Origin of the sequence: Asanoa ishikariensis (assembly GCF_900107455.1) — a bacterium.
Classification (GTDB): domain Bacteria; phylum Actinomycetota; class Actinomycetes; order Mycobacteriales; family Micromonosporaceae; genus Asanoa; species Asanoa ishikariensis.
Genome location: NZ_FNQB01000003.1, coordinates 1,184,580 through 1,198,317, shown reverse-complemented (window position 1 = coordinate 1,198,317; position 13,738 = coordinate 1,184,580). Strand labels below are relative to the sequence as shown.

The 13,738-nt window shown below is 66.8% G+C and carries 15 protein-coding genes; 7 read left to right on the top strand and 8 right to left on the bottom strand.

The features are described 5' to 3' along the window. The first annotated feature begins 1 nt into the window (after position 1). Entirely contained in the window at positions 2-688 is a 687-nt protein-coding gene (locus BLV39_RS29475; RefSeq protein ID WP_090799910.1) for an RICIN domain-containing protein, read from the top strand. A 612-nt stretch (positions 689-1,300) separates the two neighbouring features. Here the strand turns inward: BLV39_RS29475 and BLV39_RS29470 are convergent. Next, the gene (locus tag BLV39_RS29470; protein ID WP_143049927.1) at positions 1,301-1,645 is read right to left on the bottom strand and encodes a hypothetical protein; all 345 of its coding nucleotides are present in this window, start codon (positions 1,643-1,645) and stop codon (positions 1,301-1,303) included. Positions 1,646-1,794: 149 nt separating this feature from the next. Here BLV39_RS29470 and BLV39_RS29465 point away from each other — a divergent pair, with 149 nt between their 5' ends. Together BLV39_RS29465 and BLV39_RS29460 are read left to right on the top strand one after the other, a co-directional pair. Next, positions 1,795-2,226, top strand: a complete 432-nt coding sequence (locus BLV39_RS29465; RefSeq protein WP_239083408.1) for a hypothetical protein — start codon at positions 1,795-1,797, stop codon at positions 2,224-2,226. Then, entirely contained in the window at positions 2,223-5,285 is a 3,063-nt protein-coding gene (locus BLV39_RS29460; RefSeq protein WP_239083409.1) for a tetratricopeptide repeat protein, read from the top strand. Before BLV39_RS29465 ends, BLV39_RS29460 begins: the two co-directional genes overlap by 4 nt. Before the next feature lie 18 nt (positions 5,286-5,303). Here the strand turns inward: BLV39_RS29460 and BLV39_RS29455 are convergent, their stop codons facing one another. From BLV39_RS29455 to BLV39_RS29445, 3 genes are read right to left on the bottom strand one after another with little or no spacing between them, the layout of a single operon-like run. After that, positions 5,304-5,684, bottom strand: coding sequence for a VOC family protein (locus BLV39_RS29455; RefSeq protein WP_090799907.1), 381 nt, complete (start codon positions 5,682-5,684; stop codon positions 5,304-5,306). Then, positions 5,684-6,208 (bottom strand): SRPBCC domain-containing protein, encoded by a 525-nt coding sequence (locus BLV39_RS29450; protein WP_090799906.1) that lies wholly within the window; start codon positions 6,206-6,208, stop codon positions 5,684-5,686. Before BLV39_RS29450 ends, BLV39_RS29455 begins: the two co-directional genes overlap by 1 nt. After that, on the bottom strand, positions 6,205-6,522 hold the full coding sequence (locus BLV39_RS29445) for an ArsR/SmtB family transcription factor (protein ID WP_090799905.1): 318 nt from the start codon (positions 6,520-6,522) through the stop codon (positions 6,205-6,207). Before BLV39_RS29445 ends, BLV39_RS29450 begins: the two co-directional genes overlap by 4 nt. A gap of 82 nt (positions 6,523-6,604) precedes the next feature. Between BLV39_RS29445 and BLV39_RS29440 the strand changes: the two genes are divergently transcribed. The 3 genes from BLV39_RS29440 (at position 6,605) to BLV39_RS29430 (ending at position 8,349) form a co-directional block, all read left to right on the top strand. Continuing rightward, entirely contained in the window at positions 6,605-7,108 is a 504-nt protein-coding gene (locus BLV39_RS29440; protein ID WP_090799904.1) for a DinB family protein, read from the top strand. A 368-nt stretch (positions 7,109-7,476) separates the two neighbouring features. Next, positions 7,477-7,875: a hypothetical protein gene (locus tag BLV39_RS29435; protein ID WP_090799903.1), complete on the top strand. Its 399-nt coding sequence runs from the start codon at positions 7,477-7,479 to the stop codon at positions 7,873-7,875. Between the two features lie 165 nt (positions 7,876-8,040). Further along, positions 8,041-8,349 carry a hypothetical protein gene (locus BLV39_RS29430; RefSeq protein ID WP_090799902.1) on the top strand — a complete coding sequence of 103 codons (309 nt, stop codon included), beginning with the start codon at positions 8,041-8,043 and terminating at the stop codon, positions 8,347-8,349. A 759-nt stretch (positions 8,350-9,108) separates the two neighbouring features. Here BLV39_RS29430 and BLV39_RS29425 read toward each other — a convergent pair. Further along, positions 9,109-10,374, bottom strand: a complete 1,266-nt coding sequence (locus BLV39_RS29425; protein WP_143049926.1) for a ricin-type beta-trefoil lectin domain protein — start codon at positions 10,372-10,374, stop codon at positions 9,109-9,111. 320 nt (positions 10,375-10,694) lie between these two features. Here BLV39_RS29425 and BLV39_RS44850 point away from each other — a divergent pair, with 320 nt between their 5' ends. Next, positions 10,695-11,207: an RICIN domain-containing protein gene (locus BLV39_RS44850; RefSeq protein ID WP_342342480.1), complete on the top strand. Its 513-nt coding sequence runs from the start codon at positions 10,695-10,697 to the stop codon at positions 11,205-11,207. Here BLV39_RS44850 and BLV39_RS29415 read toward each other — a convergent pair. The 3 genes from BLV39_RS29415 to BLV39_RS29405 form a co-directional block, all read right to left on the bottom strand. Next, positions 11,192-12,574: an NB-ARC domain-containing protein gene (locus BLV39_RS29415; protein ID WP_176985131.1), complete on the bottom strand. Its 1,383-nt coding sequence runs from the start codon at positions 12,572-12,574 to the stop codon at positions 11,192-11,194. The genes BLV39_RS44850 and BLV39_RS29415 overlap by 16 nt on opposite strands. 145 nt (positions 12,575-12,719) lie before the next feature. Further along, positions 12,720-13,070, bottom strand: a complete 351-nt coding sequence (locus BLV39_RS29410) for a hypothetical protein (RefSeq protein WP_090799898.1) — start codon at positions 13,068-13,070, stop codon at positions 12,720-12,722. Beyond that, positions 13,067-13,378 (bottom strand): hypothetical protein, encoded by a 312-nt coding sequence (locus BLV39_RS29405; RefSeq protein WP_143049925.1) that lies wholly within the window; start codon positions 13,376-13,378, stop codon positions 13,067-13,069. Before BLV39_RS29405 ends, BLV39_RS29410 begins: the two co-directional genes overlap by 4 nt. Between the last annotated feature and the right edge of the window lie 360 nt (positions 13,379-13,738).

Here is a 13,738-nt window from a genome sequence, read left to right as displayed (position 1 = left end):
GATGGCCGAGGCGGGGTCCAGCCAGTGTTTCCTCACCATCGACATCGAGGAGACAACAATGGCTATCGTCACGTGCACCATGGCCGGCATCAGCACCGCCAAGGTGCGACACCAAGTGGCAGGGCGGCTGCTCGCAACGCTGGCCGTGGCGGCCGCGATCATGTTCGCCTCGACAGGTGGGGCGTCGGCGGCTCGCGCTGGCGCGCCCACGGACTCCCGAATTCTGGCGGCCGTTGCGCTGCAGCCCCCGCGCGTGATGCGCATCTTCCACGACTGGGGCGCTCGATTTCTCGATGCGCATGAGATCTCGTCGATGGACTACAACGTGGTCACCAGACCGCTTTTTCAGCGCGACTCCACCCAACTGTGGCTGCTGACTGACATCGGCTTCGGCCAGTACACCATCGTCCAGGTGAGCAGTGGTCGCTTCCTCGACGCCCACGAGATCGCGAGCCTTGACTACCGCGTCGTCACTCGTCCACAGCAGAACAACAACACACAGCTCTGGCACCTGCAGGCCCTTGGCGGCGATTACTACACGATCCAGCAAGTGAGCAGTGGTCGGTACCTGGACCACTCCTACTACGCTTCCAGCGCGCAGGACTTCCGCGCCGTGACCCGCCCGGCGAACGCCACCGGGTCGCAGCAATGGCGGATCGTTTGTCCAAACTTGATGCACACCTGCTGATCGTGTGCCGGCCGCGGCCGGAACCCGCGCCGATCAAGGAGAAGTTCCTGGATCACCGATCCGGACGGCAACCGGATCGCATTGGTCCAGTGGCCCTCGGGCCACGAGGACGGATATCGGACGTCGACACGGTCAGCTGACCTGCCGGCTCTCGGCATCCCTGATGTAGGCACCGCCCGGGCGTCCGACAGGCTGCTACCGGGACTGTAAAACGAACGGTGTAACTCTTGATCAAGGAGCAGCACCTGATGACTGATACGACGATGGCCGTGGATACTTCCGCGCGGTGACCACGACCGCCAGTTGATGGCGGATGCCCCGGCGGGCGCGGGGATCGGGTACCCGCGCCAGGGCCTGCGGTTCTCTCGTCTGCGGGGCGCGGGCGACGAGTGGAGTTGACCGCTGTTGTGCGCAGGTATGAACCCCACCTCAAAGCCGCGGAACGCGCGCCGAAGCGCATCCACCTCCACTTGCTGGGGCGCGAGGGCCGTTCCGGGCGGCGCGATCGCATTCCTGCGCGTGCAGGGGCTGTTCATAGTCGGTCGGGCGGCTGAGCCGCTCCTTGGTCCCTTAGCGACGGTACGACGTTCAGGCTAGTGGCCACCCGGCCGGCTACCGCAGGCGATAGAAGTAGTTGCCTTCATAGTTGCGTTCAACGTTGTCGTGGGAGTCGACGTAGAACGAGATACCGACGAGCCAGTCGGTCGGGTAGCCGTCGCCAGCGAGGATCGAGCGGAACTTTTCTTCTACTCTGGCCGTCTCGCCCGTTTCGGCGCAATGTTCCACGTTGGCGTGGGTGTCGAAGAACAGCCACACGTCGGCGTCAAAGTCGGTCTTGACAAACGGGACGACGAACTCCACCCGCGCAAGGGGTACGGCGATGGCGCCGGCCCAAGCCAGGAGCTCACGCCGTGCAGTACCGAGGTGGTTGAACTGCACGCGACGCTTCCCGTCCACGTCCGCATCCTAAGTGCAGCCGTGACAAGAGCAGCCCGGCCGACCCTGACGACCGACCAGCACCGTTCATAACCGCAAGAGCGGCCAGGAGAGCGATGCCGTCGGTGGCTACGGCAGTCCACGATGGTGTGATGACGGAAGGTGATCGGATGCGCAGGTGGCGGATGCCGTTCGCCGGCGGTTTGCTGGTCGCCGGGCTAGGAGCGTTTTTGGCCGTCCAGAGTCTGGACAAGGCGGATAAGTGGGCCAGTGTGCTGGGGCTGTTCGTCGGCCTGGCGGGTCTAGTCCTCACCGCGGTCGGTGCGATCGGTGCTCGTCGGCGCGCCGGTGGGCAGTCGGTGACCGATGCGGCGATCGGTGGCGGGGTGGCACAGGTCCGCGGAGTGCGGGGCAGTGTCCGGATCGGCCCGGGCGCCCCACCCTCGGCGGTCCCACCGCCGCCGGCTGCGTCCTCGCCGTCACCGGCGCCGGCGTCACCGCCGGGCGACGGTGACGGCGGGCAGTCACTGACTCGGTCGTCGACGGCGGGCCCGGTACGGCAGGTCGACGACGTCTCCGGCGACGTCGAGGTTGACCGGTGACCCGCTGGTGGGGGCCGCACCTGGCCGTGGAGCAGTCGGTGACCGGCAGCGTGGTCTTCGGCGACAACATCCAGATCAGCGGTGTCGGCGGGAACGTGACGATCAGCCTGGACCGGCCGCCGTACCGCGTCGTACCGGCTGATGACGCACCGTTGCCGCTGACCGTGGAACGGGCGCGGGCGCAGCCGAGCCGGTTGTTGCTGGCCCGGCATCAGGTCGTGCCCTTCACCGGCCGTGAGCACACCCTGGACACCCTGGCCGCCTGGGTCGGCGGGGAGGAGCCGGTCGCAGCGCTGCTCCTGCACGCAGCGGGCGGGCAGGGCAAAACCCGCCTCGCCGCGCAGGTCAGCGCCCAGTGCGCGGCCGCGGGATGGGCGGTGTGGCAGGTGACTCACACCCCGAGCCCGGTCGCTGGCTCCGCCGCGGTCTCGACGGTCGAGTTGGCTGGTGGTGCGGTTCTCGTGCTGGTGGATTACGCGGATCGGTGGCCGGCGTCGGCTCTCTTGGGCCTGCTCACTCAGTTGGGGAATCTGCACGCGCGGGCGGGTACCCGGGTGCGGGTGCTGATGTTGGCTCGCTCGGACGGCTACTGGTGGCCGGCGTTGGCAGAGCGGGCCGACAGCGACCTTGGCATCGAGGTCGACCAGCGGGCGTTGCCGGCGCTGGCCGCGGACAGTGCCGACGACCGCACGGGCCTGTTCGTCGCCGCCGCGGCCCGGTTCGCGACCGCCTTAGACCTCGAGTCGGCGAACTGGCCGGTACCGGACCTGACCGGGGATGGGTTCGGGCAGGTCCTGGCCGTGCACATGGCGGCGCTGGCGACCGTGGACGCGACCCGGCACGGCGAGGCCCCACCCACCCAGGTCGCCACGGTGTCGGCGTATCTACTGCGCCGGGAGCTGGCGTACTGGTCTCAGCTGCACACCCGTACCGAATTATCGATGCACAGCCCGCCCGCGGTGATGCACCGCACGGTGGTCGCCGCGACCCTAACCGGTGGCCAACCTCGAGACGCGGCACGCCACGCTTTGGTCGATGCCGGAGTGGCCGCCTCCGGCACGGCTGCGGACCAGATCATCGACGACCACACCACCTGCTACCCGCCGGCCGACACTCGCACCGTGTTCGAGCCCCTGCACCCCGACCGACTCGGCGAAGACCTCATCGCCCTGTCCACCCCCGGCCACGGCAATCACGGCGTCGTGGACCTGGAACGCGACTGGACACCCGCGGCGATCGCCGGCCTGCTCACCACCAGTGCGCTGCCGCCGGTATGGGCTGCGGCCGCGTTCACCGTGCTGGTCGAGACCGCTCGCCGCTGGCCACACGTCGCCATCGACGTGCTGTACCCGCTCATCCGCGAGCACCCGCAGTTGGCAATCACCGCGGGCGGGGCCACGCTCACCCGCCTGACCGGCATCCCCGGCATCGACCCGGGCGTCTTGGAAATCCTTGAACCCCTACTGCCCGCCGGGCGCCACATCGACCTCGACATCGCTACCGCTGCCATTACCGGTGCCCTCACCCACCACCGCCTCACGCACACCAGCGACCCTGCCGAGCAAGCCCGCCTACATGCGACCCATGCCTTCCGAGTCGCCAACGCCGGCTGGCAGAAGGAGGCCATGGCCTCGGCCAAGGAAGCGGTGAGCATCTACCGCAGGCTTGCCAAGACCAGCCCGGACCCCTACCTAACCAACCTCGCCGTGTCGTTGAACTACCTTGGTAATTCAATGTCGGCGCTGGGCTGGCCAGCACATGCCCTAGTCGCGACCGAGGAAGCCGTCGGCATCCGGCGGCGGCTGGCTGAAACCAACCCGGATGCTCACCTGCCCCACCTCGCTATCTTGTTGACGAATCTCGGCGGTGACCTATCGGTGCTGGGTCGGCGGGAGCAGGCGTTGGGTCCGGCCGAGGAAGCCGTGGGCATCTACCGCCGGTTGGCCAAGACCAATCCGGACGCTTACCTACCCGACTTTGCCCTGTCGTTGAGCAACCTCGGCGTGTGCCTCTCGGTGCTGGGCCGGCAGGAGCAGGCCCTTGCCCCGACCGAGGAGGCTGCTGGCATCCGGCGGAGGCTGGCCCAAACCAACCCGCACGTCCACCTGCCCGACCTCGCTACGTCGTTGGACAACTTCGGCATATGTCTGTCAGCGCTGGGCCGGCAGGAGCAGGCCCTCGCCCCGACCGAGGAGGCTGCTGGCATCCGGCGGCGGCTGGCCGAAACCAACCCGGACGCCTACCTCCCCGACCTCGCCGCGTCGTTGAACAACCTCGGTGCTTGCCTTGGGGACGTGGGCCAGTGGGAGCAATCCCTGGCCCCAATAGAGGAGGCTGCTGGTATCCGGCGGCGGCTGGCCGAGACCAACCCGGATGCTCACCTGTCTCACCTCGCCATGTTGTCGAGAAATCTCGGCCGCCACCTGTCGGAGGCGGGCAGGGGGGAGCAGGCGTTAGCCCCGGCCGAGGAAGCGGCGAGGATCTACCGCCGGCTGGCCGAGACCAACCCGGATGCCTATCTATCTGCCTTCCTTGGGTCGTTGATCACCCTCTGCTCCTCCCTAATGAAGTTGGGCCAGCGGGGACAGGCCTTGGCCCGGGCCATGGAAGCGGACAGCCTCCGGCGGCGGCTGGCCGAAACCAACCCGGACACTGATTTGCCGGAGCTCGCCCAGTCGTTAAGCAATCTCCGCGTCTGCCTGATGCGGTTGGACGAGCCGGAACAGGCGTTGGCCTCAGCCGAGGAAGCGACCGGCATCTGGCGCCGGCTGGCCCAGGGCAACCCGGATGCCCACCTGCCCAACCTCGCCATGTCGCTGTGGACATACGCCGCTACGTGTGTGAATGTGCAGGCCAACCTGCCACAAGCCCTGGACTCGATCCTTGAGGCCCTCGACCTCTACGGGTCTCTCAGGCAGAGACAGCCACGTACGTTCGCCGCGCGGCTGTTCGTAGCGCACCAGACACTCGCCGATGTCCTCGACGGACTCGGCCGCACGGATGAAGCGCTCGACGTCCGCAGGCAGCTCGACGAGATCTCGGCCCGTATGCAGAAGTAGGGGCTCGAACGAGCTGAGTCAGTCGCCGACTCTCGGGGCCCCCCACATGGACAGGCAGAACGGATGTCCGGCCGGGTCGGCGTACACGAAGCAGTGGTCCGCGTTGGGCTGATGCTCGAATCGGGTAGCGCCGGCGGCCAGCACACGCGCTCCGGTCGCCACCAGGTCGTCGACGAAGAACTCGAGGTGCATCTGCATCCCCACCTCGCCATCAGGCCAGGTCGGCGGCCGGTAGTCGTCGATCTGCTGGAACCCGATGTCGCCGTTCGGCCCTTCTACGAGCGCCCAGTGTTCGTCACCCTTCGCGACCCCGCCGGTGATCTCGGCGTAGAACCGCGCGAGCGCGATCGCGTCGGGCGCATTGACCGTCGTCAGGCTGAGTCTGATCAGGTCCGACATCAATCGATCTCCATCTGCTGGTATGTCGGCGTGAGCTCTTCCCAGCGTTCCTTCCAGCCGGGCGCTCCGGCATCGGAGCTCCAGCCCTCCGGATGGACCGGGCCGTCGACCTCCAGCGACCGACCGAGATCCTCGAGGTGGACCCGCCAACCAGAGGCGTGGAACGGGAGATGCCTCATCGGCAGGCCGCGCTCCTCGACCACCAGTCGGGTCTTGGAGCCCTCCTCGGTCAGCCACGCCTCGATCTGCCCCTCGTCGTCCGTACCCGGCTCCGTCGTCAGCAGGAGGTGGTGGGGCGCATCGCACACCTCGATGCGCGCCGGACCGGTCCAGCTGCTCGTGAAGACGGTCCGGATCGTGCCGCCGACCCGCATGTCGCCGTCGACCCGGGCGATCCAGCGGGCCAGCCGCTCGGGCGTCGTACACGCCTGCCAGAGGTCGCCGATGTCCGTGTCGTAAAGGTCCTCGACCCTGACTGCTCCGCGGGTCTCGTCGAGCGCTCGCATCGTCGCGATCGTGGTCATCGTCGTGCCTTCTTTCCTCGTGCGATTGCAGCATGAAGAGCGTCGAGCCGGTTCTCCCAGAGCAGGCGGTACGTTCCCAGCCACTCGTCGACCTCGACGAGCGCCTCCGGGCGGAGTGTGTAGATCCGGCGCTGCGCGTCCTGGCGTACGTCGACCAGCCCGGCTTCCCGCAGCACGCGAAGATGCCGGGACACGCCCGGGCGAGCGATCGGGAGAGCCTCGGCCAGCTCTCCTGCACTCGCCGGGTGGTCGCGGAGAATCTCGAGAACCGTGCGCCGGCTCTCGTCTGCCAGCGCGTGCAACACGGCGTCCATGATGCGAATGTAACCTTGTGGGTACGTACCCGCAAGGTTACATTCAGTCCGTGAAGAAGTGTCGTGTCCGGGAGGTTCAGAAATGACGGTGGCAGTCGACGCCGAGATCACCGCGTTGATGCAGTGCCTCCAGAGACAGCGAAACCACGTGCTGGGTGCCGTGGAAGGCCTGAGCGATGAGGCGCTAAGGCGCCCCGTGCTGCCCTCCGGGTGGAGCTGCCTGGGGATGGTGCAGCACCTCACGCTGTCGGTGGAGCGTTTGTACTTCCGTGGCGTTGTGGCTGGGGATCCGGTGGTCGTCGACCAGGTGGGTAGCCAAGCCAGCGCATGGCAGGTGGATCCCGGGCTGCCGGCCGCCGACGTCCTTGACCGCTATCGGCAAGAGGCTTCGTTGGCAGATGCGGTCCTCGCCGCCTCATCCCCAGATGCCGACCTGCTCTGGTGGCCCTTTCCCGAGGGTGAGTGGCGCCTGCACAATGTTCGGGATGTCCTGCTCCATGTGATCACTGAGACCGCCTGCCACGCCGGACACCTCGACGCGGTTCGCGAACTCATCGACGGGCAACAGTGGCTGGTGAACACCTGACCAGTAGCCCTGGCTCCGGCTTCGACTCCCGTGCGGCCGAACCCTGGTTGCGCCAATCCCATCCCTCCTGTCAGACCTGGCGACCACTGTGACGGCCAACCGGATCTGCCGCGATCCGCTCGCCGTTCGCGGCAGGGCCAGTGCTATGTGGACTTCGTCGCGTCGGCGTGCTCGAGCTGGACGCGAGCGTGTCTAAGGGCTCTGGGCGCCGCCGCGGCTTGTCACGACGCGCGCGGCAGCGCGAGGTGCCGATGGAGCGCTGTGGCAGCTGGACATTGTCGACGGGATTCGGCTGGCTGACGGGGGCGGATGATGAGTCCCACCAGGGACTTGAAGCGATCGTTCTCGCCGAGGGCTAGCGTCCTCGAATGAGCTACGACATGTTCGTTCAGCGGTTCGACCAAGGCGATGCGGCGCCGATGGCGGGTGACGCGTTCCTGGCCGTCTTTGAGCCCCGCGTCGACCGTCGGGAACCTCAACACAGCTACTGGCACATCAGCGCCCATGACGGCGGCACGGCGGACCTCTACGCGGCCCTTGCCGACGGCACACTCGACAGTCTCATGATCAGCCGGTTCTCCGCCGGTGCCGTTCTCGACCTGCTCGTCAGGTACATCGGGCTCGCTGATGCGGTCGTGCTTCTGCCTGGCTGCTCCACCTTGCTCGCGCACGAAAGGCAGCGGCGCCACCTTCCCGAGGAACTTCGCGCCGAGGCCGTGCTCGTGCAAGCGGGTGCGGACGTGGAGCGCGTCCTGCAGAGCTGCTAGGCGATTGTGTAAGCCATGTGCTGGGACGGATCTGTCAAGCATGTGGTGGGAGTAGACACGGCCGGCAGCCGGGCGCAACAGTCTGGCCGGAGGAGACCTCCGGCCACTAGTCACATCGGTTACTGAGGGCATCCGGGCGTTGACGTTCGTGGATATCGTGGGCAGATGCCACGGCGACGTGAGGTTGACCCGGAGGAGAGGGAACAACACCTGCGCGCGTACCGGGGTGCTGTTCATCAACTACAGCAGTCGTCTTACCGGAACCTGCGGCCCGCGATCGCGAATCTGTGCATACTGGTCGGCTTCATTGCGGCCCTCTCGTCGACGACAAGTGATGACCGCACCGCCTCGTTGATCGTGACCATTGTCGGTGGGCTGTTGGCGGGCGCGACGTACTTCATCAAGAGCTGGCTTCTGCTTGGAGTGGCGGTGGTCGTGGTTGCCGTTGGTGTTGCGCTGGCGGTGGCCGCATGAGCTTTCGGGTTGACCCCGACGCGTTGGACGGCTTCTCCAAGCAGGTCGACCGCGCTGGGGATTGTGCAGCGGAAACCAAGGCCTACCTTGGTCGGCACGCTGACGCGGCGCTCGGTGGCGAGATCTACAACATCGCCAACGATGGCCACCACCAGGCCGTCACCACCATCGACCGGGACCCTCGATCGTGTAGTCGCGCTTCGGCTAGATCTCGCGATCGCAGCGAACCCGTGCGTGTACACGAACTTCGCCGACTCCCGCGATGTGCTCGGGCAGATGAAGTCGCCCGCCGCAGCGGGGACACAGCGAACCCGCTCGGGTGGATGGATCTGCTGTCGGTGAGCCACTGGGCGAACGAAGCGTGCCGGGGTCTCAAGCTACGCCGCAGGCCCACCGCGAAGGCGAGGCTGGGCGCGCCGGCAAAGGAAGAAGTGGCTATCTGCCCAACCGGCGGGGCCCGGCGCCAACGAGCTGACCGGATGACGCGTGGGTCGTAGCCGCCGCGGAATCCTCCTTGCAGGAGGAACGCGAAGACGAACAGCGGTCCAGCGAGCAAACCGCCGATCAGTAGGCGGTTGGGTCTGTGCGGGGCCGGGCGGGCCGGCGGTCCCAATGGAAGTCTGGGTGCCCGTCAAGGTTGACGGCGTATGACTGCTACGTCGACGGTCCGAGACCGCCATCCCGATGGTGACGAGTGGAATCTGAGTATGCTCGGATCCGCCAACGACACCGGTACGTCAGCGGATCCGAGCGCACCAGCTACCAGCGCCAGTAGTTATGCAGCGCGTTTGAGGTGGACGACACCGGCGACCCACCTTGGATGTTGCCAGGCCCGCCGTCATGGTAATTCCAGTTGTACATCCAGAACGATCCGGACGTCGTGCTCTTTAGACAGTCGTGACACATGCCCTGTTGAGAAAAGTAACGGATTCGATGGCCGGCCTGCATGCCCTGGGCGGACTGCCAGGAGACCACCGCGTCGTCTTCCGCGCCGATGGTCGTCCAGTCCGTGTTTTGGGCGGACTGCGGGTTCTCCGCCGTGGACAGCCCGTTGACGAACCCCGATCCCCACCGCATGTCGATACATTCCGGATCGCGCAGAAGAACATCGCAAAAGCCTGCAAGGTCGGACCCATCGTGTGGCGTGCCAAGCGTGACGACATCCTCGACGAACAGGTACGGCGGCCATGAACTGTCCTCGCCAGCTCCCTTGCGGGTGTAGTGCACAGCGCCGCGCGCGATTAGCCCGCCCATCGAATGCCCGACAATATCGACCGACACATGTTTGGAGGAGTAGTTGTCATATATGAACCAGGCAAATTGCTGGCTGAGCCAGTAGAGCCCAGAGTTGTGTGTATCGCTCGCGATTCGGACGTCGCATTGAGTGTCGCCCGCGTAGTAGCCGACTGTACGCATGTTGTACGTCCAGCCCCATTCCAGGAACTTATTGATCATATTGCCGAAATAGCCCCAGCAGTTGTAGCCCGGGCTCGCGGCCGGATCGTAGCCGTGGACGAACAGCACGGGTTCTGTCCGGCCGTCGTCGCGGTTGGGCGCCGGCCGCAGCCAGCGCTGCGGTGCGTCGAAATTCCGACAGCCCCATAACCACAAAGTCGTCCCAGGCTGGTACTGGCTGTAACTGACGTCAATGCAGCGACCGTCGACGACCGAACGTATCTCCCGCATGCCGCCGCCGCGTCCGCCCCAGACGATATGGAAGCGTTGCAGGGCGTTTCCGTTACAGGACTGGACGAGCAGCGGGCTGCCCACCTGCGTTCCGGTCACGCCGAGGCAAAGATCCCGGTTGTAAGCCGGGTGTAGGTACACCCCGCCCTCCCGAGCGGCTTCCTCGTACCAGAGCTGGGCGTCGCCGTTGTTGGGCTCCCAAAGTTGCACTCTCGTGCCTGGGCCGCCCTGAAAGGCGGCATCCATGGCCCAGCGGGACCGATCGGCCGGGTTCTGTACCTCAAATCGCCAGCGCGGCCAATTGGTGGGCATCGCCGGATCGATGGCCGAGTTGCGCACCGATACGTTCTTAAACGCAGGCGCCGGACCGGCGGTCGCCGGGGCTGGCGCGGTCAACGTAGTGGCGACAGCACAAGCAATCGCTGTGATGAACTGTCGCGTTCGTCTCGAGGCAAGGAACCCTACACTGCGGCTTGAGCTCACATCGTTTCCTTCCTTGCACTTGTGATTCGCTACGGTGGTTCGGCGGCCGTCACCGATCTTGTCGGCTATCGCGCCGCTTCGGATCCGGCGCAGGTAACCGCGCCGTGCGCCGGCTTCCCGACGCGTTCGTGGATGCGGGGTTGACGACGGCGTAGGCGGCGATCAAAGCGACCACAGTGGTCACTGCGGCGCGCGAACGAGGGCGATGCTGTTGGCCAGTGGTCACGTGGGCTCCAACGCCGTGGAGCCAATCGCCAGCCCTCGATGAGCGCCGTGCGCCACGATCGTCCGCCTTGTCGAGACCGATTGGCAAGCCGTCGAACGAACCCGAACAGATTCGCACTAACTCGAACAGCGATGCGGTCGGCATAGCATCGGGTAGGGGCCGATTCGCGCTGGCAACGTTATGCCTATCGCGGAACCAACACAGTCAGAAGTGCATCAGGGTCCCAAGGAACAGCACGGTGGCAGGTGCCCCGCTCGAGCAGTACACCTGCCAGGAAGCCAATCGCAGCAACCTGTGGGTGCCGATGACCACCGCGCGTGGCGGCTCTCCGCGGCTGTACAAGAACGTGAATTCGGGATTGTGCATGGGCATCGCCAGCGCGGGGACGGCAAACGGCACCAGACTGATCCAATGGACGTGCAACAGGTCGAGCGCTTCCCAGATCTTCTACGCGGGCGCCTGACCTTCGCACACGGAGGACCAGCGGCACTCGTCTGACTCCTCGGCGCGCGCCTGCTCCCGCGCGAACAGCTTCACCAGGCCATGGAACCGATAGCGGAGCTGCCCGCCCGGATCTACGCCGGCGACGCCCAGGAGTTGCGCGTCCACGAGCGCCTCGAGGTGATCCGCGGCGCGGGTGGGTGGGCCACCCAGGACGGCGGCCGCGAGCCAACCGGGGAAGTCCTCAGCGTCGAAGAGACCCAACAGCCGGAACAGCCGCTGCTGCTCCTGCTGGAGGTCCTGGTAGCTCGCCAACAGGGAGGACCGCACCGCGAGGTCACCGGTGGCCAGCTGGTCCAACCGGCGTCGCTCGTCACCGAGGATCTCAGCGAGTCGCCGTAGCGGCCAGGCGGGTCGGGCGGCCAGTCGGGCGCCCGCGACGCGTACGGCGAGCGGCAGCCGCCCGCAACGCGCGACGATCTCGCCGGCCTCTGCCAGCTGGCTCCGCAGTCGCTCGACGCCGACGATGCGGCTCAGCAGCCCGAGCGCGTCAGCCTCGGGGAATACGGCGAGCTCCAGATGGTGGGCGCCCTCGATCCCGGTCAGCCGGCGACGGCTCGTCACCAGCACACCGCATGTTCCGGTGCCGGGCAGCAAGGGCCGCACCTGTTCTTCGCCCCGGGTGTTGTCGAGCACGACGAGCACTTGGCGGCCAGCCAGGCGCATCCGGTAGGTCTCAGCGCGCTCGTCGAGCCTGCGGGGAATGGCCCGGCTCGGCATGCCGAGCGCCCGGAGCATCCGGCTCAAAACCTCACCTGCGCCCAATGGACAGCCAACGGCACCGCCGAGGTCAAACCAAAGCTGTCCATCCGGATAGGAGGCGGCGAGCCGATGCGCGACGTGCAGCGCCAGCGCAGTCTTGCCCGACCCGGCCATGCCGAAGACCGCCGCGACGGGAAGCGCGGCCGCGCCGCCGCGTCGTTCCCGGTCGAGGCGTCCGAACAGCGTGTCCGCCTCGACCGTGCGGCCCGTGAAATCCGGCACGTCCGGGGGGAGCATCGCGGGTGCGATGTCGTCCGTGGCCGCCGGCTTGGTGGCAGGTTGTTCGCTGGCGCCCCGCGCGACAGCCGGCTGTCCGGCCGCCAACGAGTCCCGAGCCGCGGTCCATTCCTTCGCCTGATCGGGATCCAGCCCGCAAGCGGCGACGAACTGGGCAACGAATTCCCGGCGCGGCAGGGTGTTCCGCCCCAACGTCGACGCGGTGGTGCTCATCGGAAGGCAGTGACCGAGCGATTTCGATCTGATCGCGAGTGCGCGGTAGGTCAGATCAGCCCACACGCGCAGCGCGCGCAGCGCGGCGACGAAATCGGCCGCGTTCGTCGCGGGCACCGACGGTGGCATCGGTCTGTCGAAACTCATTGCGGCATCGCCCCCACCTCGCGAACCCCAGCCCGTCAACGGCAGACTTCGGCGCGACTCGCCCTTGGGCAAGCAGGCCGGACGGTCCCGGACGGTTCCGAACGCCGCACCCGGGTCACGGCGGCAGGATCGTGGCCAGCTCCTCGCGGATCTGATCGGCCGACGGGAGTTCGAGCCGGGTGTGCAGGGCATACGCGCGCTCGTACTCCGCGCGGGCGCCGGCGAGATCCCCGCAGGCGCGGTGGGCCCGGGCGCGCCCGGCGTGGGCTCTGGCTTCCTGGTGGCGCGCCCCGATCTCGACGGCGACCGAGTGCGCGGCGGGGTGGCTGAGCAGACCGATGTCGCTCTGCCGTGCCAGGTCCTTGTGCCGGTGCAGGTAGCCACGGGCGGCTTGGGTGACCGCGACGTGTTCGGTCATCTGCTGCGCGAAGGCTCGGATAGCGTCCGGGTCGACGGTGAAACTCATCGCAGCGCAGTGATGATCGCGCTCGAGCCGCTGACGACGACGATGAGAGCGAGCAGGATCCAGTTGTTGATCCTGCTGTAGCGGCGGGAGGCCGCGGCGTCGGAGGCGCGCAGCGACGCGATGGCGTAGCCGGCTGCGACGAACAGCGTGAAGAGTGGCAGGCCTGGCCACAGCAGGACGGACCAGCCGGGCACGTCGTCCCACCGCCCCTGAGCCATGGTCACGACGACCAGGACGAACGGCACCAGCGCCACGACTGCCAACGCGATAGTGGCGATGGAAATAGTCCGACGTAGATCGCGCTTCATGTCGGCGAGGGAATTCACCACATCTCCCTTTGGGTCCTTGAGAGCCGACTCACGGTAGTGCAGTACCGTCGCTGCTCTTCATTGTGTCCGGCCTGGGTTTCTGACCCTCACCAACGGTCGCGCCTGCTGGCGGCTGCCCACCGCGCCGTAAGACATAGATAGGCACGATGATGCCCCCTAGGGCGCCAACCAGAGCCGCCAACCCTTGCAGGATGCCTGGCCAGTCCACTTCGACCTCTCCTTCACGACCGCTTCTACCGAAGCAGCGCAAAGAAAAGGCCACTCCGGCTTAAGACCGGGTTGGCCATGACGTCGACTTCAAAAACGCTAGGACCGTTCGAGGCCGACGTCAAGGAGGGG

Bases quoted from the DNA above. Each gene is read 5' to 3' on its own strand.
- BLV39_RS29410 (WP_090799898.1), bottom strand. From the start codon at position 13,070: ATGAGTTTCACCGTCGACCCGGACGCTATCCGAGCCTTCGCGCAGCAG.
- BLV39_RS29440 (WP_090799904.1), top strand. From the start codon at position 6,605: ATGACGGTGGCAGTCGACGCCGAGATCACCGCGTTGATGCAGTGCCTC.
- BLV39_RS29455 (WP_090799907.1), bottom strand. From the start codon at position 5,684: ATGTCGGACCTGATCAGACTCAGCCTGACGACGGTCAATGCGCCCGAC.
- BLV39_RS29430 (WP_090799902.1), top strand. From the start codon at position 8,041: ATGCCACGGCGACGTGAGGTTGACCCGGAGGAGAGGGAACAACACCTG.
- BLV39_RS29465 (WP_239083408.1), top strand. From the start codon at position 1,795: ATGCGCAGGTGGCGGATGCCGTTCGCCGGCGGTTTGCTGGTCGCCGGG.
- BLV39_RS29445 (WP_090799905.1), bottom strand. From the start codon at position 6,522: ATGGACGCCGTGTTGCACGCGCTGGCAGACGAGAGCCGGCGCACGGTT.
- BLV39_RS29450 (WP_090799906.1), bottom strand. From the start codon at position 6,208: ATGACCACGATCGCGACGATGCGAGCGCTCGACGAGACCCGCGGAGCA.
- BLV39_RS29405 (WP_143049925.1), bottom strand. From the start codon at position 13,378: ATGAAGCGCGATCTACGTCGGACTATTTCCATCGCCACTATCGCGTTG.
- BLV39_RS29435 (WP_090799903.1), top strand. From the start codon at position 7,477: ATGAGCTACGACATGTTCGTTCAGCGGTTCGACCAAGGCGATGCGGCG.
- BLV39_RS29475 (WP_090799910.1), top strand. From the start codon at position 2: ATGGCCGAGGCGGGGTCCAGCCAGTGTTTCCTCACCATCGACATCGAG.